This window comes from Bellilinea sp., from assembly GCF_053501535.1.
This window is the reverse complement of sequence record NZ_JBRCOK010000048.1, coordinates 75,566-96,452: the sequence shown is the minus strand read 5'-3', so window position 1 is coordinate 96,452 and position 20,887 is coordinate 75,566. Positions and strand designations below refer to the sequence as shown.

General features: G+C 48.8%; 16 protein-coding genes and 1 pseudogene. 8 read left to right on the top strand and 9 right to left on the bottom strand.

The window, feature by feature from the left end; all coding sequences use genetic code 11:
- Window positions 1-56 precede the first annotated feature (56 nt).
- The 6 genes from ACWIZX_RS05715 to ACWIZX_RS05690 are packed head-to-tail and all read right to left on the bottom strand — an operon-like array spanning window position 57 to window position 6,632.
- Window positions 57-2,288 carry a WD40 repeat domain-containing protein gene (locus ACWIZX_RS05715; RefSeq protein ID WP_448335094.1) on the bottom strand — a complete coding sequence of 744 codons (2,232 nt, stop codon included), beginning with the start codon at window positions 2,286-2,288 and terminating at the stop codon, window positions 57-59.
- Between the two features lie 2 nt (window positions 2,289-2,290).
- Window positions 2,291-2,857, bottom strand: coding sequence for a 4Fe-4S single cluster domain-containing protein (locus ACWIZX_RS05710; RefSeq protein ID WP_322793794.1), 567 nt, complete (start codon window positions 2,855-2,857; stop codon window positions 2,291-2,293).
- Between the two features lie 5 nt (window positions 2,858-2,862).
- The gene (locus ACWIZX_RS05705; protein ID WP_322793795.1) at window positions 2,863-3,075 is read right to left on the bottom strand and encodes a DUF2997 domain-containing protein; all 213 of its coding nucleotides are present in this window, start codon (window positions 3,073-3,075) and stop codon (window positions 2,863-2,865) included.
- Window positions 3,076-3,085: 10 nt separating this feature from the next.
- Window positions 3,086-3,463: a DUF1257 domain-containing protein gene (locus tag ACWIZX_RS05700; protein WP_322793796.1), complete on the bottom strand. Its 378-nt coding sequence runs from the start codon at window positions 3,461-3,463 to the stop codon at window positions 3,086-3,088.
- An 11-nt stretch (window positions 3,464-3,474) separates the two neighbouring features.
- Window positions 3,475-5,073 carry an Hsp70 family protein gene (locus ACWIZX_RS05695; protein WP_448335093.1) on the bottom strand — a complete coding sequence of 533 codons (1,599 nt, stop codon included), beginning with the start codon at window positions 5,071-5,073 and terminating at the stop codon, window positions 3,475-3,477.
- 20 nt (window positions 5,074-5,093) lie between these two features.
- Window positions 5,094-6,632: an AAA family ATPase gene (locus tag ACWIZX_RS05690; protein ID WP_448335092.1), complete on the bottom strand. Its 1,539-nt coding sequence runs from the start codon at window positions 6,630-6,632 to the stop codon at window positions 5,094-5,096.
- Between the two features lie 188 nt (window positions 6,633-6,820).
- Between ACWIZX_RS05690 and ACWIZX_RS05685 the strand changes: the two genes are divergently transcribed.
- A complete protein-coding gene (locus ACWIZX_RS05685) occupies window positions 6,821-8,986 on the top strand; it encodes an aldehyde ferredoxin oxidoreductase family protein (RefSeq protein ID WP_322793990.1) in 2,166 nt (721 codons plus the stop codon).
- Between the two features lie 14 nt (window positions 8,987-9,000).
- Here the strand turns inward: ACWIZX_RS05685 and ACWIZX_RS05680 are convergent, their stop codons facing one another.
- The gene (locus ACWIZX_RS05680; protein ID WP_322793989.1) at window positions 9,001-9,552 is read right to left on the bottom strand and encodes a hypothetical protein; all 552 of its coding nucleotides are present in this window, start codon (window positions 9,550-9,552) and stop codon (window positions 9,001-9,003) included.
- Window positions 9,553-10,000: 448 nt separating this feature from the next.
- On the opposite strand from ACWIZX_RS05680, the gene glmS reads away from it, so the two are divergent.
- The gene (gene glmS / locus ACWIZX_RS05675; RefSeq protein WP_448335091.1) at window positions 10,001-11,842 is read left to right on the top strand and encodes a glutamine--fructose-6-phosphate transaminase (isomerizing); all 1,842 of its coding nucleotides are present in this window, start codon (window positions 10,001-10,003) and stop codon (window positions 11,840-11,842) included.
- A gap of 76 nt (window positions 11,843-11,918) precedes the next feature.
- Here the strand turns inward: glmS and ACWIZX_RS05670 are convergent, their stop codons facing one another.
- Window positions 11,919-12,515: an LOG family protein gene (locus ACWIZX_RS05670; RefSeq protein WP_416181057.1), complete on the bottom strand. Its 597-nt coding sequence runs from the start codon at window positions 12,513-12,515 to the stop codon at window positions 11,919-11,921.
- Window positions 12,516-12,803: 288 nt separating this feature from the next.
- Between ACWIZX_RS05670 and ACWIZX_RS05665 the strand changes: the two genes are divergently transcribed.
- The 3 genes from ACWIZX_RS05665 to ACWIZX_RS05655 all read left to right on the top strand — a co-directional run bounded on the left by ACWIZX_RS05665 (window position 12,804) and on the right by ACWIZX_RS05655 (window position 17,698).
- Window positions 12,804-14,990, top strand: a complete 2,187-nt coding sequence (locus ACWIZX_RS05665) for a cytochrome c3 family protein (protein WP_448335090.1) — start codon at window positions 12,804-12,806, stop codon at window positions 14,988-14,990.
- Between the two features lie 225 nt (window positions 14,991-15,215).
- A complete protein-coding gene (locus tag ACWIZX_RS05660; RefSeq protein WP_448335089.1) occupies window positions 15,216-16,520 on the top strand; it encodes a hypothetical protein in 1,305 nt (434 codons plus the stop codon).
- A complete protein-coding gene (locus ACWIZX_RS05655; RefSeq protein ID WP_448335088.1) occupies window positions 16,520-17,698 on the top strand; it encodes a cytochrome b/b6 domain-containing protein in 1,179 nt (392 codons plus the stop codon). The genes ACWIZX_RS05660 and ACWIZX_RS05655 overlap by 1 nt, the downstream gene beginning before the upstream one ends.
- Before the next feature lie 48 nt (window positions 17,699-17,746).
- Here the strand turns inward: ACWIZX_RS05655 and ACWIZX_RS05650 are convergent, their stop codons facing one another.
- Entirely contained in the window at window positions 17,747-18,367 is a 621-nt protein-coding gene (locus ACWIZX_RS05650; RefSeq protein ID WP_448335087.1) for a helix-turn-helix transcriptional regulator, read from the bottom strand.
- A 127-nt stretch (window positions 18,368-18,494) separates the two neighbouring features.
- Here ACWIZX_RS05650 and ACWIZX_RS05645 point away from each other — a divergent pair, with 127 nt between their 5' ends.
- The 3 genes and pseudogenes from ACWIZX_RS05645 to ACWIZX_RS05635 all read left to right on the top strand — a co-directional run bounded on the left by ACWIZX_RS05645 (window position 18,495) and on the right by ACWIZX_RS05635 (window position 20,883).
- Window positions 18,495-19,157, top strand: a complete 663-nt coding sequence (locus ACWIZX_RS05645) for an NADH-quinone oxidoreductase subunit B (protein ID WP_322793982.1) — start codon at window positions 18,495-18,497, stop codon at window positions 19,155-19,157.
- Window positions 19,150-19,575: pseudogene (locus ACWIZX_RS05640) on the top strand (NADH-quinone oxidoreductase subunit C); the annotation flags it as partial. The gene ACWIZX_RS05645 and the pseudogene ACWIZX_RS05640, both read left to right, overlap by 8 nt.
- Before the next feature lie 207 nt (window positions 19,576-19,782).
- On the top strand, window positions 19,783-20,883 hold the full coding sequence (locus ACWIZX_RS05635; RefSeq protein WP_448335101.1) for an NADH-quinone oxidoreductase subunit D: 1,101 nt from the start codon (window positions 19,783-19,785) through the stop codon (window positions 20,881-20,883).
- Window positions 20,884-20,887 lie beyond the last annotated feature (4 nt).

Genomic DNA, 20,887 nt, shown 5'->3' with positions numbered 1-20,887 from the left:
ATCCAAAGGGTTCAATTCAACCAAAACCCCATTATACTCTTCCCCATTAAAGTTTTTTACAACAAAATGTCAAATTCACCAATTTGGAGCGGCTCAGCTTCACCGATTTGAATATCAAAACGCGCGCGCCAATGCAACAATTGCAGGGCAAACTCCAACCATTGGCGGCTAGAAATTGGCATATCCATTTTCAGCCAGCCGGTAATTTTTTCAATCCATTCATGCAGGTCGCTTTGAATGGGTTGAAAGTACAAAAGGAAAGGCTGTAAATCCCATATTACTACTTTGCCATCCGTGCTGGAACTGATGAGCAGGTTTCCATCAGGAGTGAGGCCAAGTCCAGAGGCTGGTTGGGTGTGGAGTTCGCTTTCCAGGATGACTTCCAGGTCCGTTTCGTGCCGGGCATTTATTTTGCCGCTAATTTCCATACCAAAAAGCAGTGGTACAGTGGGATGATAGATGAGATGGTTCAAAGGCGAGCCCGTGGAGCGGCCTGGAGTAAGCGGCTGATAGGTGGATAGACTGAATTGTTGAATCGTCGCAGAACGAGAGGCAATCGCCAGTTTCTGGCGGGAATTGACTGCTAAGGCAAGAGGAACCCCATCCATTTCAGAAATTGAATGAATTGGTTGACCACCACTCATGGGGAAGAAATTGCAGGTGCGATTGGCACTGGAATAAATCAATAATTGATTATCCGGGGAAATGGTCAGTGAAAAAATCTCTTGTCCAGTTTCGATAGGGGGTTGAGAGGTCAAACCACTGGGGAAGTGCCACGAGAAAATTCTGCCGTCAAAACCAGCTGAATGAACCCTTCGTCCGTCCGATTGGAAAATGATGGACCTGATCTGGCCTTGATGTCCTTCCAGAGTTTTTACCAGGGCGTAGTCCTGACGACGAAAAATGCGAATGCGTTGATCGCCACCAGCGCAGACAAGATAAGTTGCCTGTGGATCGTAAGCAAGCACACGTGTCGGAGCCGTTGGACTGAGCAGGGGTTTTTGCCATTCAAGTGTGATCAGACTGAGCAATTGAATTGAGGATTCTAGACTGCCAAATGCTACTTCGGTCCCAAATGGTGAAACTGCCAAACAGGTATTGCTGCCGGCAGGGGATTGAAGAACAGTTCTTGAAGGGAAGGGCAGCGGTTGAGGCAGACATCCTTTCGCTTGTTGTGCAATCTCGCTCAATTCCGGTTCTGAGCTGAAAACGTCCGGTGCGGCGGTCAATTGAGCGAGCAGCCAGGCTGCCCAGTAAAGAGGAGCATAATTCAAAAGGCGCACCCAGGAATTATCCCGCGGATTGGAAAGAATAGTTATCCGGATTTTCTCCCAATCTGACGGGCTTAACTCCCAGATCATCAAGGCGGGCCGGTAATTGGAAAGATTGGATAACCACCCAATTTGACCCGTTGTGCGGGCATGCGCCAGGACTTTTTGGCGTAAAGATGGGCTGGCAGATGAGTAAGCTTCCAACAGCCAGTGATGAGTGAAGTCGTATGTTTCGTACTGCTCCCACTGGCTGGATAGAAAGTAGAACAGGGCTTTTTCGGCGGGTAGAAAAGGCGAGTAGTTCCGCTGAAGACAGATTTCTCGCGCGGCAGGGTCATCATAACTGATTACCAACCGACAAAGCGTGTTTTGAGCAGCAGTGTTTCCCGAATCGGCGAGGATAGTTAATTGTTGCAGGATTAATCGCTTTTCGATTTGTGAGGATTGGGGATAGAACCTGACGAGAAAGTCGCTCTTTTCTTCCTGATCCAGCCACAGCGCATTCAGCAAATTGGAAAGTCTGTGTTTGAAAGAAGAGTTGGCAGATTGGATGATTTTCAGCCGGGTGGAAGGCTGGGCCAGGTGGAAAAAATAGTCGGCTAACCGCGTGAAGTCTTTGTCGAATTGCGCATAGTCATCATCGGTGAGGTACATAAACGAAAATGCCGCTTGAAGCTCGGGCTGAGGGGAAGTCAACGGATGTTTTTGGAGAAAAGAAATGGCCCCGGAATGATTACCTTCTACTGCGAGGCGGTACAACCCTAGAACCGCGTCTGATAGATTCTCGCGGCTTAACTGAAAGAGGGCATTCAGGGCATCTTCGCGAATTTCGGGAATTGGAGCGGTAATACAAACATCCTCAAGCAGGGCAATGCTATGCGGGTTGGGGTAAGAGAGCAGCTCGCGAATGATTCCCCTATGGATCAACCGTATCAGTATCTCTTTGGGGAGCGCCGGAATCTCGCTGATCGAATGGAGCGTGCGACGAAAATCTTCCAGAAAAGGCTGGTCATTCATGTTTATCGCAGAACGAGTGGATGGATTCCGCTTGAAATGATTTCTCCGTTGGGTTGGATAATTACTTCGGCAGAGGGAACACTTTGGAGATCATTCATGGAATAGCGCGAAGTAAAGAAATGAATCGTTTTATTGCCTGATCCAATCCATGGATTGCTTGAGGGAACCGTATGGTCGTACCGGCCGGCGATAAGCACATCCACCAGGTAAATCAACCGATCTGACTGGGGCATGGCGCGGATTTCCTCAAATGTAAAACCGCTAAACACGACGATGGAAAGACTTGTTTCATTCCGGATTTGTGTCAGAAAACTCAGCAGCGGTTTAAGCTGTTGTAAGGGTTCTCCGCCGCTGATGGTCAGCCCCTCAATTTTGGGGTGAATACGCAATAACTTTTTTAGAAGTTCACTTATAAGAACTGGTTTTCCGCCAGAAATGGTATGGGTGGAGGGGTTGAAACAGCCCCTACAATTTAAAGTGCAACCCTGCAGCCAGAGGACAGCCCGTCTGCCGGGGCCGTTGGAATAACTGAGGGGTTCAAAATGATGAACACGCAGCGAATTTTCCAAGCGGACTATCCTTTGATTTCCACGGGTGGAAGGAAATTGCTGTTGTCAGAGGTGGTATCCTGACTTTCAGCAGTTAACTTGCGCTCAACCAGATGGTTGCCAAGCGCTGCTTCAAGAGATTGGGTGATTTCCAGACAGGTGGTTCCCTTTACACCGCGAACGCTGATTTCAACCTGCCCGTTGGGGTGAATTGTCAACTCAACTTCTTGAATATCCATGGAATCACCGTTATCCCATCCGCCGCATTAATAAGTGAATTTTACCAGCCTCGTCTTTTTCTTCGACGAGATAAAAGCCCTGCTCTTCCAGTTTTTGACGAGCGGCGTGATACGCATATCGCTGGTTGATCTGACGGACGAGGGTCTGACGCTTAACGCCGAGTACACCAAACCAATCAGCAACCATTTCAAATTTACCATGATGTTTTCGGAAACCAATTTCACTGCTTAACAGCGGGCGGATTTTAATTTCCACTCCCATCTTTTCACCGCGCAAAGAAGTAATGGTCAGGTCTCCTTGTTCAACTTCATATCCAAGGTCGCGCAAAGCAAGCATGAGAATTTCCGCATCTACCCATTCTGTCTTAAGTTTTGAAATATGCGACATGTCTGGATTCCTCAGGTCAAGCGGATGACGGGCTGGTTTTCCAATATGGTAATCCCGGTCTGCAAATCGCGGGCGGTAATGGTCAATCTTTTTTGTGAGTCGATGTGAAAAGCCACTTCAAAGCGAGGGATATTCGCTTCAGCAGGGGGATTAGCGGTCAGGAATGTCGGCGAATGTTCATTGACATAAAAATAAGCGCGTTCTTGAACTTGCCGGACAGGCAGCTCAACAATCCGTGCGCAACCTTGTGGATCGAAGATCAGCTCAATATTTTCCTGAGAAAAACTGCTTTGCTGATGATCCCGAACTTCAAAAATAGACATTCCCAGTTTTTGCTGGCCATTATGAGAGGCCTTGATTGTCAGTCTGGCTATAGGTTCAGTGGTGGGATAGGGTGTGCCGCTGGGAACGATTTTATGAAAGGCGTACTGGCGGGTGCTTGGATCAAGGTAGCGGATTGCATAATCGTGGCGGATGTGATCGAGAATACCTGCCCCAGCCGCAAAAAGTGCGGCACCCCGGGCGACTGCATCCAGCGGGCGGTTCAACTCAACCCGCTGTGAGCCAAAAAAGTGTTGTAAATGTTGCTGTACCGAGGGAATCAAGCTGCTGCCGCCAATCATTAATACCGATTGGATTTGATCTTCGGAATAACCCTTTTCCTTTGCCTGATTGAGAACATTGCGTAGCAAGTGGTCAATTTCGGTGAAAAGATGGTTTTGAATAAGGATTGTTTCAAATTCATCCCTGTTGACCGAAAGATTAATGGTGGCGCCGTTACCTAATTGAAGATCTCCGGTTGAGGATTTCTCATGGATGGAGAGGGATTCCTTTAATCTTTCGCAGGCAGATAAGATTTGATTGCTGGATTGTCTTACCACAGGGTGATCTTCAGACAAGTCGAAGCGCTTGAGCAGTTCCTGATAAAGCCATTGGTCAATCCGCATACCGCCAATGTTTTTACCGGCTTTGCCTAAAACGCGGCATAAAGGTTTGCCGCCGACCAGGGATTCGTTTTGCATGATCACCATAGCGGCGTGCATTGTTCCGCCGCCAAAATCAAAAATCAAAAAAACACTGCCGGGTTGAACAGAAAGACCGTAACCCACGGCTGCGGCGATTGGTTCGTCAATCAGAACGAAATTGTTCAAGCGGTTCGATTCGGCCAGGGTATTCAACCAGTAGTTGTAATCTTCAAAGGACTCAACCGGTGCGCTGAAGGCAACTTTATCAGGTCGGACTCCATGTTCTGCACGTAAAAATGCAAAAATGGCTGTGAGAAAATCCTGGGCAGCCTGGGCGGGGGTTATATTATGATTGTCCAGCTGAATGCGAATAGGGCTGCGGTTGACAATATATTGTTTCATCCAGCGCAGCGTTCGCCGTGAGGCAGGGGAAGCATGTTCACGCACCTGTTGACCGATCCAGATGCGCCCGTCTGACGAATAGTGGATCAGGGAAGGGATGAGCGGTACCTCATCTGTACCTTGCACCACCAGGCGGCTGTAAGTGGGGATGGGAATAAGAGATATGAGTTGGGATTGTTCATCCCAACCAGCGATCAGTGTGTTGGAGGTACCAAAATCAATTCCTAAACTGGAATATTCCATCCCGATTTACTCTGAAAAGCCTAACCTGCTGAACGGATATCCAGTTGAATGGGGACGAATTGATGTTCGGCATCCTCTGTTTTTTGGAAAGAGGCTGATTGAGCACGGCCTTCTCGCAGCCAGTTGCGCAGCATGGTAATGTTTTCGCGTTGAGAAACTGAAAGTGGTACCTGACGCTTAAGCGCGTACAGAATATCTTCTGTGGTAAATTCCCGTTGACCATCGTTGAAACCGATATACATTGCATCAATGACGGCCTGTTCAATTTCCGAGCCCACGTAACCGCTGGCGGCTTCTGCCAGAAGGTCAAGATCGTAATCCAGCGGAAGGCGAGCGCGTTTGCGCAGATGAACGGCGAAGATTTCACGTCGTTCTTCAAATGTTGGAAGATCAAGGAAGAAGATTTCATCGAAGCGGCCGCGACGGAGCAGCTCCGGCGGGAGGCTGGAAATATCATTAGCAGTGGCAACAACAAAACATGGGGCGGTTTTTTCCTGCATCCACGTCAAAATTGTGCCAAAAACGCGCGTACTTGTGCCACTGTCTAAACCGCCGTGGGCCAGTGCCTTCTCCATCTCGTCGATCCAGACCACACAGGGAGAAACAGTTTCAGCCAATTTCAGCGCGCGGCGGGTACGTTCTTCCGATTCACCTACCAGACTACCGAACAACGAACCAACATCCAGGCGTAATAAGGGTAAGCGCCACAAACCACCAATCATTTTGGCGGTCAGACTTTTACCTGTGCCGGGGATGCCAATCAAGCCAATTCCTTTTGGAGCAGGTAAACCGTAGGCGCGCGCCTCCTGAGAAAAGGCGCGTTCGCGCAATCTCAACCAGTTTTTCAGCACCTCTAAACCGCCGACATCGTCAGGTGTTTCGGTGACTGCAAAAAATTCCAGGGCTTCACTTTCGCGGATAATTTGTTTCTTTTCTTCCGTGACCAGATCAATGTCCCGGTCATCCAGCAAACCGTCTTTAACGATGGATTTGGCAAAGACCCGCTGAGCCTGAGCAGCGGTCAAGCCAATGGCTGCCTGCACCAGCTTTTCTTTTCCTAAAGGCGTAAGGTTGACTTTTACACCGGGGGTCTGAATCAGGCGGTTGAGGACTTCTTCCAGTTCGCTGAAAGTTGGCAGTGGGAAATCTACCAGTACTGCATCGTCTTTGAGCTCATCCGGGATCTTTACCGTAAGCGAGGTAATCAGAATTGATTTTTTGGAAAACTTCAATCGCTGGCTGATGTTTCTTAACTTGCGTTTGATTTGCGGATTGTTCCAAATCTCATGAAAATCTTTGAGTACGAACAAAGCTGGAACAGCTGGATCGGCACTTTCAATTTGTTCCAGCGCCGTAAGGGGGTCACGCGCTGAGGGCGGACTGCCGCTGCCTGCAAGCAGTTGAAACCCATCGGCGGCATCCCAGCTGAGAAGCCGGCGCTGGGTTTGCTCACAAACCCGTTGAATCGTGGTGAGAAGGCGCTCTTCTTCGGGGGTGACAAATACCAGTAAGGTGAAACGCGCTCTCAGGTATAAATCAAGTTGATCTTCAACATTCATATCGGTTGGCTTCCTGCTAAATTCCTCTGTGATTATAACGCATCCTGACGGTTCTATTGGATTGTGACATTCATCTACCAAGGCAGTGACAGAGGATTGCTGAAAGTATAGTGCTATTTCATATAATTGAATCGAGGGGAAAATCGTAATCGTTATTCTTCTTGAAATTTCCAAAAAAGGAGTGGCCGATGTTCAAGACCGATGTGGAAAAATTGCGGAGCGCACATAAACTGCTGGCAGAATTTCGGTATGACCTTCGCCCGGTGGTGAGGGGATATGCTAATCGAACCTTATATGTCAATATCAGTGAGAATCGTATTCAGAGTAAGCCGGTAGACGAAACAATGAAGCGTACCTTTACCGGCGGGAGAGGTTTCTGCTTGTGGCTGTTGTGGAATGCAATCCGTGATGATACCCGCTGGAATGATTTAGAAAACGAACTGGTTATTGCCGGCGGGCCAATTGGAGGGATTACGGCCTATCCGGGCAGCGGCAAATGTACGGTTGTAACGATTTCGCCGTTAACCAATACAGTCATTGACAGCAACAGCGGGGGTTACTTTGGCCCTTATTTGAAGTTTGCCGGGTGGGATGCGCTGGAAATTCAGGGAAAAGCCAAAAATGATGTGATCATCTACATTGACGGAGACGAGGGGGTCGTTCGAATCGAGGAAGCTCCACTTGAACCGGAAGATACCCATCTGATCAACCGAATGTTGACTGAATTGTACGCCGATGACCCACGCGGATTACGGGGAATCTCGGTTATTTCAGCCGGGCAGGCAGCCAATTACAATGCGATTTGTGGCTTGAACGTCAGTTATTATGACCCGCGCCGAGATGAGGTGCGCATTAAACAGGCAGCGCGGGGTGGTTGTGGACGTGTGCTGCGGGACAAGAGGATCAAAGCCATTGTGGTGCGCTACAGCCAAATCAGCGGTGACAGCAACGGGGTTGCCAACATGGATCTCATCCGAAAGGCTGGTCAGCGGATCAACCGGGAAATCAGTCTTTTTGATGCTTCTCAAAACGATATGCGCGGCACGGGAACTCCGTATTTGATTGAGATCATGAATAAGTTTCACCTTTTACCGGTCAAGAACTTCCGTTTCGGTCACCATGATGACGCTTATCGGGTGGCAGGTGACGTCTGGAAGCAAAAATTTGATATGCGTGGCCCGGATGGATGCTGGTATGGTTGTACAATGTCCTGCGCACATGGTGTTTCTCACTACATCCTGCAAACCGGCCCGTACAAAGGGGAAGAAGTATTTGTGGACGGGCCGGAGTACGAAACGCTGGGTGGGTTGGCTTCAAACCTGTGTATTTTTGACCCCGCGCAGGTTTTGGAGATGAATTTTTATGCGGATACCTATGGAATTGACTCAATTTCACTGGGTAATTCGCTGGCATTTGCCATGGAATGTTATGAGCTGGGTATTTTGAATAAGGAAATCACTGGCGGTATAGAACTCACCTGGGGCAACTTTGAAGCAGTGATGGAATTGATCCACCAGATGGCACGTGGTGAGGGTTTCGGTGTCGTTATCGGTCAGGGCGTGCGGGCAATGAAGCGATTATTTACTGAAAAATATGGCGCAGACCCAACCATTCTTCAGGATATTGGGATGGAGATCAAAGGGCTGGAAATTTCAGAGTACCTCTCCAAAGAATCGCTTGCCCAACAAGGAGGGTACGCATTGGCGACCAAAGGCCCGCAACATGATGAAGCATGGCTGATTTTCATGGATATGGTGCATAAACAATTGCCCACTTTTGAAGCCAAGGCTGAAGCCCTGCATTACTTTCCGATCTGGCGAACGTGGTTCAGCCTGCACGGGTTATGTAAATTGCCGTGGAATGACATTATTCCCGAAAGCAACAAAACGGCCAAGGAACCTGCCAAAGTGCCTGAGCATGTAGAAAATTACTGCTGGCTTTATGAGGGTGTGACCGGTGAAAAGATTGACATTGACGGGATAATCGAGCAGTCAGAAAAGGTTTATAACTTTCAGCGCATTTTCAACCTGCGCATGGGATTTGGAACCCGAGAGCATGATTACCCACCTTACCGCGCCATGGGACCGGTCACACCGGCAGAGTATGAAGACCGGCGGGATTATTACGACGAGATCCTGAAAAAAGAGGTTGGGCTGGATATTGGCGGGATGAGCACCGAGCAAAAAATTGCAGAATTAAGAAAATACCGTCAAAATCGCTATGACCAGTTAGTGGATGCCGTCTATCAACGGCGTGGATGGACGAAAAACGGCATTCCGACGCTCGCCACTATCCAGCGCTTGGGAATTGATTTTCCAGAAGTGGTTGCCTTAGTTAAGAAACACGGCGGGTAATTTCGCAAATTCTGCTAGGGCAAAATTTCAACCGATGTGACCAGCAGGGTGTTGCAGCCAGCATCTGCCCAGCTGCCCCGAAATTCACCCTGCTGGTCGTAGCGGTTAATGTCCAGGATTTCAATGCCTTTGATGCGCACACGATCCCCTTTGCGCACTTGAGCCAACTGTTGGTAGATTTCTTCCGTTGAGGGAACGGTGTGGAGCAAATTAATCGTCCCTTGTGGACGATTCTGCTGTTCTGAATACCAGTAAAAGCGGTGGTTTGATACCGATGTACGAACTATGGATGGATCGGAAAAATCACCGCTGGTAACCAGAATGTCGTGGGAAAGCAAGGGAAAAGCCCTTTCGTTGATTGGTGAGGTATGGCGCACTAAACCTTCAAAAATAGTGGTGTTTTTCGATTCGTATCGAATTTTCCAGGATTCTCCCCCGCTGTCTTCTACAGTTGTAAAAGATGAGTCAATTTTCCATGTGTCGAATTCGGGTATGGTCGTCCAAAGCAAGGTGATTTGGCCGGTTGAGAAGCCCCACAGCAAATAGCCAATCAGAAAAATTCCCATAAACAATAAGGGGGATCGAATCAGGCAACCTAAAGGGATTAAAAATAACTGGCTAGTTGAAGGTTCAGGTGCATCATCGGTGGAAGGATTTACAGAATGTTTGCGTTCCATTACGGTTGAATTATAGCAAAAGGCGGGTATAATCAGGCGGTGGAGGTGATAGGCATTACGAATTTGTAATGATGAGTGGAAAAGACCAGCGCATGGCTTCACATCTCTGGTTACCTGCGAGGTGGTGAAGTGACGAGGAGGAAGGTTCCCTGCTGCGAAGCAGGGTTAACCGGTGGGAACAGAGTGATGATCTGGTCACCGGGAAAATCGAAAGATCAGCGGAAGCCTTCCGGGCACTTGTTTTGCCCATCTTTTCCTGAATAATCCAAAAGCCAGAATAAATTCTCTTATCCATCTTGGATCAAGGGAATGCTTGAAATATTGAAAAGGAGCAACTATGTGCGGCATTGTTGGCTACATTGGGGAACGCAATGCAACTCCCATTGTTCTAAACGGTTTAAAACGGCTGGAGTATCGTGGTTATGACTCGGCAGGGATTGCCGTTTTGCAAAACGGCAATATCGAAATTCGACGCGATGCAGGGAAATTAAGTAAACTCGTCAGCCTTGTAGAAAACCAGCCGGTAGAAGGCCATATTGGCATCGGTCATACCCGCTGGGCAACTCATGGGGAACCCAGTGCGAGAAATGCACATCCTCATATGGGAACCAGCCGTCAGATTGTGGTGGTGCATAATGGGATTGTTGAAAACTTTCTCGAACTCAGGGAAGAGCTGATTGCAGAGGGGGTGAGTTTTAATTCGGATACCGATACAGAGGTGATTGTTCACCTGATTGAACGTTTTTTGAGCGGCGGCACCTCACTGGAAGAGGCAACCCGTCAGGCTTTACGCCACTTGAAAGGCGCTCATGGAGTGGTGGTAATGTCCTCATTGGAGCCAGATAAGATTGTTGCTGCGCGGATTGGTAACGCCGGCGGGGTTGTTATCGGTATTGGCGAGAATGAGATGTTTGTCGCCTCAGATATCCCTGCCATTCTGGATCACACCCGCCGGATGATCTTCCTCGACTCGCACCAGATGGCAGTTGTTACCCGGGATAATGTGAGGGTTTCGACTTTGGATGGCAAGCCCGTTCAACTTCAAGAACATTTGATCAATTGGGATCCGGTGGCGGCTGAAAAAGGTGAATACCGCCATTTTATGCAGAAAGAAATTCATGAGCAGGTGCGTTCACTTACCGATACGCTGGCCGGCAGGGTAGATTTTGATGAGGGGGTGATTCGTTTGCCGCAATTAAACCTAACCCCCCATCTGGCAAAGCGTATTCAGAAAATCATCATTACGGCTTGTGGTACGGCTGCTCACGCCGGTATGGTAGGCAAGGTTTTAATCGAACACATCGCCCGTATTCCAGTGGAAGTGGATATTGCCTCCGAGTTTCGCTACCGCGATCCGATTGTGAACGAAAACACGGTGGTTCTGGCGATTAGCCAGTCTGGCGAAACGGCTGATACCCTGGCAGCGATGGATGAAGGCCGTAAACGGGGGGCAGTTTTATGGTCTATTGTCAATGCAATAGGTTCACAGGCGATGCGTATCGCAGATGGGTTTATTTCGATGCAAACCGGTCCGGAGATTGGGGTGGCCTCTACCAAAGCGTTTACTGCCCCGCTGGTAGATTTATACATGCTGGCGGTGTTGCTGGGAGACCTGCGAGGAGTGCTGGACCCCCTCAAAAGAAAAAAACTGGTCAGTGATTTGCGTCTGATACCGGATCTGGTTGGGCGTTGTCTGGATCGAGAAAATGAAATCATCCCGGTGGCGCGAGAAATGAAGTATATCCGCAACATGCTCTATCTGGGGCGGGGCATCAATATGCCCATTGCATATGAGGGCGCACTAAAACTTAAGGAGATTTCCTACATCCATGCTGAGGCTTATCCGGCCGGAGAGATGAAACACGGCCCAATTGCGCTGGTGGATCGCGATATGCCGGTGCTGGCAATTGCCCCTCAGGATCCTTGGTACGAAAAGATGATCAGTCAGATTGAACAAGCCAAAGCGCGCGGCGGAAGCGTGATTGTGGTAGCAAGTGAAGGTGATACTCGGGTGCCGGAACTGGCGGATCATGTTTTCTGGGTGCCGCAAACCCCGTGGTTGCTATCACCAGTCGTTACGGTTATTCCCTTGCAGTTGTTTGCCTACCATATAGCCTCTTTACGGGGGTTGGATGTGGACCAACCGCGTAATTTAGCCAAGAGCGTTACGGTCGAATAAATAAGTTCTGCTTGTAGATGCAAGAGCGATTTCCAGCCATTCCTGGTAGGAAATCGCTCTTTTACGACTGCAGGCTTCACGGATTGGGTGAAGAGGCGGGCCGGCTGACCCACTCCTCCAAATGATCCGGCAAGCGATGATTTTGTAATGTTGCGAGCAAACGATGAGGATCATCTTCGATGGCGAAAAGATCACGATGGTTGGCGTAGATGAAGCCTTCCTGTTGAGCATGATTCACCATGGCAAGAAGCGGTAAAAAATAGGAATTGAGGTTGAGCAAGCCTAGCGGTTTACGGTGAATGCCAATTTGAATCCAGGTCAGGGTTTCGAACAATTCATCCAGTGTGCCAAAGCCGCCGGGCAGGGCGATGAACGCATCTGCCATTTGGGTCATCAACGCTTTTCGCTGGTGCATCGAATCTACAATCTTCAATTCAGTCAGATGATCGTGGATGAGTTGTGGTTGGAAGAGGGAGCGGGGAACAATCCCGATGACTGTTCCGCCTGCTGCCAGGGCGGAATCAGCCAGTGCGCCCATTAAGCCGGTTTTTCCACCGCCATAGATGATCCGAATCTGGTTTTCGGCGAGACACCTTCCCAATTCGGTTGCGCCGTCAAGGTAGGATTGATCGAGATGATCGGCGGAACCGGCAAATACACAGATTGAATGAATAGACTTTGGTTTCATAGGACTATTCTAAACGATTTTGCGGAAGTGAAAATAGGGTTTATGGATTGTATCATCCCTATTCATATGACATTCATCCTAATTTGACTGTAATATCAGAATTCAGACCATTTTAATGTTGTATTAAGAAAGCAAAATCGGTATAATTTTTTCTAATGAGGTTTTAATCTAAACTACAGGAGGTGATTATTTTTACGAGAATCTAATGGTAACCAAAACAAAGATGTTTACACCCAATTTCCCAAAATTTTTTAGAAAGGATGGAGAGACAATATGACTCAAAAACTACTCAAAGGCTTCCTGCTGGTTGTCCTGTTTGTAGTAGTGGGAGTTGTGTTGACCGCCTGTCAACAAACAACTCCAGAGCCTACTCAGCCGCCCGCTCCACCACAACCAACTGCTGTTCCATGTCCCACTGCGGCACCCTGTCCGGCAGCCCCGGATCTATCCAGCGAAGTGCCCTATTATGCTCTGTGGATGAATTCCGGTCATGCTGATGCGAGTGCGCTGGCATTCCGCTATTGGGACACGCAAGATCCAGCTGAAATACCAACATACTGCGCAAAATGTCATAGCAGTGCGGGTTTTCTGGATTATCTTGGCGCTGATGGAAGCCAGGCTTTTATGGTTGATAAGGCTGCGCCTACTGATACGGTCATCAACTGCAACACCTGCCATAACCCTGCCACCGAAACACTCACCACGGTGAAGTTCCCCTCCGGGGTGGAGCTGACCGGTTTAGGGCGCGAAGCAGTTTGTATGACCTGCCATCAAGGCAACGCTTCAATGGTTCAGGTGGATGAAGCCATTGCAAAAGCCGGCGCAACGGATGACGATGCCGTGGTTGGAGAACTTGGATTTATCAACATCCACTATTACGCTGCAGCGGTCAGCCGTTATGGTGCTCAGGTAAAGGGTGGTTACCAGTACCCCGGGAAATCGTATGATGTGCTGTTTGAGCATGTTTCGGGAGTACAGACCTGCCAGGACTGCCATAACTCGCATTCCTTGGAGCTGAAGACGGAAAGTTGTGTAACCTGCCACCCAGGCGCCAATACGGTTGAAGGGGTGCGGGCAATCCGCATGGCTTCTTCGTTGACCGATTATGACGGTGATGGGGATGTTAATGAGGGATTGGCGGATGAAATCGCTGGTTTGCGGGAACTGTTATATTCTGCAATTCAGGCCTATGCCAAAGAAGTGGCTGGTACGGCAATCGTATATGACAAGAATGCTTATCCGTACTTCTTCATTGACACCAACGAAAACGGCAGCGTTGATGAAGGCGAAGCCATTTTCCCGAACAAGTATGCTTCATGGACACCACGTCTGGAAAAGGCGGCTTTCAACTTCCAGGTTGCCATGAAAGACCCCGGTGGTTATGCTCACGGTGGAAAATACATCATTCAATTGTTGTATGATTCGATCGAAAACCTGAATGAAAAACTGTCCACGCCGGTAGATTTGAGTATGGCTAACCGCGTGGATGCCGGGCACTTTGATGGTTCCTCTGAATCATTCCGCCACTGGGATGCGGATGGAAAAGTGCCGAATGCCTGCGTCAAGTGTCACACCGCAGACGGATTACCGCAATTCCTTGCGGAAGGCGTCAATATCTCGATGATGCCTTCTAATGGCCTGCGCTGCGAGACCTGCCACAACGACCTGACCACCTTCTCCTTGTATCAGGTCGAGACGGTCACCTTCCCCAGCGGTGCAAAATTGGGGTTTGAGAACAGCCCGAATGATAATCTGTGTTTGAATTGTCACCAGGGTCGAGAATCAACGGTGAGTGTGAACCGCGCCATTGCCGGTTTAGATGCAGATACACCGTCTGACAAACTGACCTTCCGCAACATCCATTACTTCGCAGCCGGGGCGACTCTGTTTGGTTCCGAGGCGCAGGGTGTCTATCAGTACGCGGGCAAGCAGTATGTTGGAAAGTTTGAGCATATCCCCAACTATCAAGCCTGCTCCGACTGCCACGACGCTCACAAGCTAACGGTGGAAGTTGGCGCGTGCCGTGCATGCCATCAGGTTGAGGATGTCACTCAGATTCGCCTTGAAGATCCCAAAGTGGATTACGATGGCGATGGTGATGTGAACGAGGGTATTAAAGGCGAGATTGACACCTTGACCGAAATCCTTTACCAGGCCATCCGTGCTTATGGCAAGGAAGTAGCGGGTACGCCGATTGCTTACTCTCCCACAGCTTATCCCTACTTCTTTGTGGATACCAATGAAGATGGGGTCGCATCACCGGATGAGGCAATCTTCCCCAACCGCTACGTATCGTGGACGCCCAGACTGTTACAGGCGGCTTACAACTACCAGTATGCCAAGAAGGATCCGGGCGGTTATGTACATAATGGAAAATATATCCTGCAGGTGCTGTATGATTCAATTGTGGATTTGAGCAGCAAAGTGCAGGTCAACACAGCCGGTCTCAAACGCCCGTAGGCTTACTAACTGATCCCACAATCCCGGTCAACCCCTGCTGACTGCAGGGGTTGACTTTTTCGTGTCATGTATCATTCCGTAAACAGGATGAATTTCATGGTTTTTGGTGAGTGACAATCGAGATAAATTTGGAGATTAATGTATAATTAATTTTGTTTGCAAGGAATTGGCTTGATTTTACTGGTGCTTTTTCCCAAAAATAATTGAACCGTTAAGGAGCAACTTATGCCTGATCGTTACAGAATCCCTCCAGAACTGTTTATTGTGGCCTTTGGCTTTATTCTTCTGGCAGTTTGCCTGGTTGTGGGCATTGCGTTTCGAAACGAAGCCTTGCCAGTGCGGGCTGAAACCTTGCCTGTTGATATGGCTCAGTTGCCCAACAATGCAGCCTGTCTTTCCTGCCACATGGTGGAAGGTCAGGTCAAAGAGTTTCCAAACGGTGATGTGATTTCTGTGGTGATTGCCCCTGAGATGTATGGTCTCTCTGCTCACGCTACGCTGAGCTGCCAGGTTTGCCATACCAACATCAGTGGTTACCCTCATCCTGAAAATTTAGCTCAATCCAGCCGCGAATATACCTTACAGTTTCAAAACACCTGTAATCAGTGTCATCCATCGCAGGCTTCCGAATTAATGGACAGCGTCCATACGCGGTTGATGGCTGAGGGCAATCTGGACGCGCCGATTTGTGCGGATTGTCATAACCCTCATCAGCAGCCAAAAATCGCGAAGGACGAGCAAGGCCGTCTAAGTCCTGCTGAACATGCCCAATCGGCGATGGTATGTGGTCAATGCCACAGTACAATTTATGATGAATATGCGCGAAGCGTGCATGGAAGCGGGGTGCTGGAGGAAAAAAACCCGGATGTGCCTTCTTGCATTGACTGTCACGGTGTTCACAATGTGAGTGGTCCGAGCGGTGGGGCAGCCTTTCGGTTATCTTCGCCTAAAATTTGTGCGGATTGCCACACCAATGAACAAATTATGTCAAAATATGGATTATCCACCCAGGTGCTGCAAACCTATGTGGCCGACTTTCATGGGACAACCGTGACTTTATTTGAAAAACTTGATCCAGATCAACAAATCAATATGCCGGTTTGCTATGATTGCCATGGGGTACATGATATTCGGCGGTCAGATGACCCGGAAAAGGGTTTGCAGGTTAAGCAAAATTTATTGGCTGCCTGCCAAAAATGCCACCCGGATGCAACCGAAAACTTTCCCGATGCCTGGTTGAGTCACTATATTCCTGATCGCAACCGTTATCCGCTGGTTTACTGGGTGAATGAATTTTATAAATACTTCATTCCAACGGTGCTGGGCGGAATGGGTTTGTTTGTGGTCAGCGATATTTACCGGCGTTGGGTCTTGGATCGAAGAAGGAAAAACGCGAAACCTGTAGAAGGTGCCGAAGATCAAATGAGTGCTACTGAAGAAACCAGTAAGGATATTGAAACAGAGGAGCAAGCAGAACAAGCCGATACTCAATTCTCTGACGAGAAACCGCAAGATGAGGAGAATTCATAATGAGCGAGAATCAAAAGAGCTACACGCGTTTCAGTCTGGCGCAGCGAATTGAGCATATTGTGCTGATTGCCTCCTTTACCACTTTGGCGGTAACGGGATTGGTGCAGAAGTTTGCCCAGAGTTCAATTTCAATTTCTGTCATTGCGGCGTTGGGTGGAATTGAAATGACGCGCATCATACACCGCACCGCCTCGATTGTATTTTTACTTCAGGCTATTTATCATCTCGTTGCGATTGGCTATAAATTGTACGTTCAACGCAAAGAGGCCAGTATGCTGCCGGGTTTCAAGGATTTACAGGATGCCTTTCAGCATTTTCTTTACAATCTGGGTTTGAGGAAAGAACGCCCCAAAATGGATCGCTATAATTTTGTCGAAAAGGCAGAATACTGGGCGATGGTGTGGGGGTTGGTGTTGATGGCCTTGACCGGTTTCATGATGTGGAATCCGATTGCCACGGCTCGCGTCCTGCCGGGGCAGGCCATACCGGCAGCAAAAGTCGCACATGGCGCTGAGGCAATATTGGCGGTACTGGCTATTTTTATCTGGCATTTTTATCATGTCCATTTGAGAACTTTCAACAAAAGCATGTTTACCGGCAAACTGACCCGGCATGAGATGGAAGAGGAACATGCGCTGGAACTGGAAAAAATTGAGAAGGGTCTGCTTCCGCCTCCCCCTTCGCCAGAGGAATTGCGTCGAAGGAAGCGTATCTATTACCCGGTTGCTGCGGTACTCAGCCTGGTGCTGTTATTCTTTGTTTACCGCTTTGTAACATTTGAAGAAACAGCGATCACGACCATTTCACCCGTATCGGCGCGGGCAGATAGCGTTTTCGTTCCGCAAACACCCACCCCGTTACCAACCCGGCCTCCTACGGCGACACCTGCTCCGACACAGGAAGGGCAACTTTTTGAAGGGCCGTTGAGTTGGAATAATGGCATTGGCCAGATCATTGCCCAGCGGTGTGGCAGCTGTCATGGTGCAATGGGTGGTCTAGCGTTGACCACGTATCAATCCGCTTTAGAGGGTGGCAGGTCTGGGGCGGCGATTGTTGGGGGTGATGTCGAGCAGAGTTTACTGGTAACAGTCGTCAGAGATGGAACACACCCCGGTAAATTTGAACCTCAGGAACTCGAGCTAATCGTCCGCTGGATTGAGGAAGGGGCGCCAGAGTAACCGTTTTTGATTTACTGCAAAAATGTTTTCAGCCGTAATCGAAAAGGATTACGGCTTCTTGTTTAATTTCACAGAGAACTGGCAGGTCAGGGGATCTGCTTGGTGGGGATGAATGTGTTGATCCAATGTGGTTTCAGCGCTGAGCTGTTTTTGAAGAATTAATCTGTCCACCTCGCATAATTCCGGGAATTGGTTGAGCAATTCACGATAGGGGCAATTGGCAAATAAAATCCGTGGTCCTTGTGGGCGGGCTTCCCATCTGGCGGCATAACCGGCAGAATTCAGGCGGTTGATCAGCTGGATGATTTTTGAGGTTAATGAGGATGGAAATTCGGGTTGTGTGGGAAAAAGATGGTTGGCAATTTGTCCCAATGTTTCTTTTTCCCGGTTTGGAGACCCATTGAGGAGCAGAGATAGTGCGGCACGCGCCAATGAAAGTATATTATTAGGCCTGGCCTGGTGAGTGAGTGCATAACAGCGCGCCGGGCGACCCCGTTGGCTGCCTTTGTGAATTGCTGAGATTTTTACCAGATTTTGTTCCAGCAGGTTTGAGAGATGATAACGAACATCGGCCGCTGTGACTTGCAATGCGCGGCTGATTTGACGCACAGAGGCATTAGGATTTTCCGAAAGATAATCCAGAATTTGTTGAGATGTGTTCTTCTCCATGATATTTATGCAAAATTATTTTATCTTAATTCAATGTTGACAGTCAAGCAGGATGCGGTAGAATCATCAATGAACCGTACCATTTTGCAGGTTATCCACAAGTTCTTAATTCAAGAAAGGCGATTCCATGGGTGAGGAAGCGTTAAATTCGCCGGGATATGACATTCCGCCTGAAATGCACGGACAGGTGGCAATCACCACGCTGGATAAAATTTACAATTGGAGCCGTAAAAACTCCATCTGGCCGATGATGTTTGGGCTGGCCTGTTGTGCCATTGAAATGATTGGTACGGCAGCCAGCCGCTTCGATTTTTCTCGTTTTGGCATGGAGGTCATGCGCCCCAGTCCACGCCAGGCGGACTTGATGATCGTTTCGGGCACGGTGACCAAAAAAATGATTCCGCAAATTGTTCGGTTGTATAACCAGATGCCCGAACCTCGTTATGTGATTGCAATGGGTGCCTGCGCTTCAGGCGGAGGCCCTTTCAAGGAAGGTTATTCCGTCGTGGCCGGAGTGGATAAATTCATTCCAGTAGATGTTTATATTCCGGGGTGTCCGCCAACGCCGCAGGCATTGATGCATGGTTTCATTACTTTAATGAAAAAGATCGAAAAACAATCTTTGCGAAGTGTGCCCTGGTATCAAAAGACCCCCAGCGAACCAATTCCTGTTCCGGTTTTGGGACCGGATTTAATGGACCCGCGCAAGTTTGACTTGATCAAACAGGTTACCCATCAAATCCTAGAAGAGGGGAAGGCACAGGCCGAGGGAGAAACGACCCATGAGTGAACAGATTGAAATTCAATCGCCCAGCCTGACGGAAAGATTCCCGGAAATTGTTGTACCAGATCCCAGAGCGGGATATGGAGGTTATATGGTTCAGCCGGAGAATCTGGTGCAGGTTGTGCAAGCCTTGAAGGATGAAATGGGCTATGATTACCTCTCCTCGGTGACCGGAGTTGACTACCTGCCGGAAAACAAGATGGAGGTAGTGTATCACTTTTACCGGACTACCGGTGGGGGAGCGCTGGTTCTAAAAACTCAGGTTGATCGTGAAAATCCGGTGGTACCATCCCTCACACCGTTATTTCCGGGGGCAGAATTTCAAGAGCGTGAAGCTTGGGATTTGCTGGGTATTCGATTTGAGAATCACCCCGACCTGAGGCGAATCTTAACCTGGGAGGGTTTTTACGGTCATCCATTACGCAAAGACTGGAAGGAACCGTTTTTTGAGGAAGAAACCAAACCCTTCAAAAGTCGCTGGCCGGAAGGTCATGTGTATCGAATCGAAGATAAAAATCCCTTTCATGATAATGTTCAATTTCCACCGGGTTTTGATCCAGAGCAGTGGTCTCCAGAAACGGATGAATTGCTGTATAGCGGTTTGAAGCGGGTGGACAAAACGGACGATTTTTTGACTGAGCAGGTGGTGGTCAATCTCGGACCTCAACATCCCTCAACCCATGGGGTGTTTCGCATGGTGGTGGTGTTGGATGGAGAAACCGTGGTTGATTTGAAACCAATCATGGGCTATCTGCACCGCAATCACGAAAAGATTGGCGAACGGAACACGTTTTTACAAAATATGCCCTTTACTGACCGGCTGGATTATGTTTGCTCGATGAGCAACAATTTTGGTTATGCTCTGGCGGTTGAAAAGTTGATGGGTGTTCAACCACCTGAACGCGCAGAATACATTCGGGTGATGATGGCGGAGTTAACCCGCTTCTTGAATCACATTTTTTCGATCGGTTTTTTGTTGAATGATTTGGGTGCGTTCTTCACTCCCATGTTGTATGCGCTCGAAGAACGGGAATTGATCCTGGATGTGTTTGAAGCGGTGTCCGGTTCACGGATGATGTGTAATTATTTTCGTTTTGGGGGTGTGGCGCGTGATATTCCTGACGATGTGATGGAAAAAATCCGCAAACTGGTATTGGACCGCCTCCCCAGAAAACTGGATGAGATGGATTACTTCATCACAAATAATGAGATTGTACGTGGACGATGTGAGGGGGTGGGTGTGTTGACCGCTGAACAGGCAATTGCCCTGTCTGCTTCAGGACCGGTTTTACGAGCATCGGGGGTGCCGTATGATGTCCGCCGGGCTGACCCATACAGCATTTATGACCGCTTTGAGTTCGATATTCCGGTTCGCTATAACGGTGATATATACGACCGCTACCTCTTGCGACTGGATGAAATGCGACAAAGCTTACGCATTCTCCAGCAGGTGTTGCGGGATATCCCCGACGGCCCAATTATGAGTGGGAAACCCCAATATCAGGTACGGGTGCCGGCCGGCGAATCGTATGGTAGGGTTGAAGGTCCGAAAGGCGAGTTGGGGTTTTATGTGGTATCGAACGGCAAACCCAACCCATGGCGCTATCATGTTCGGGCTCCAACCTTTATCAATCTGACCAGTCTGGCCGAGATGTGCCGAGGTCAAAAGATTGCCGATGTAGTGACCATATTGGGTTCAATTGATATTGTTTTGGGCGAAGTGGACCGATAAGGCC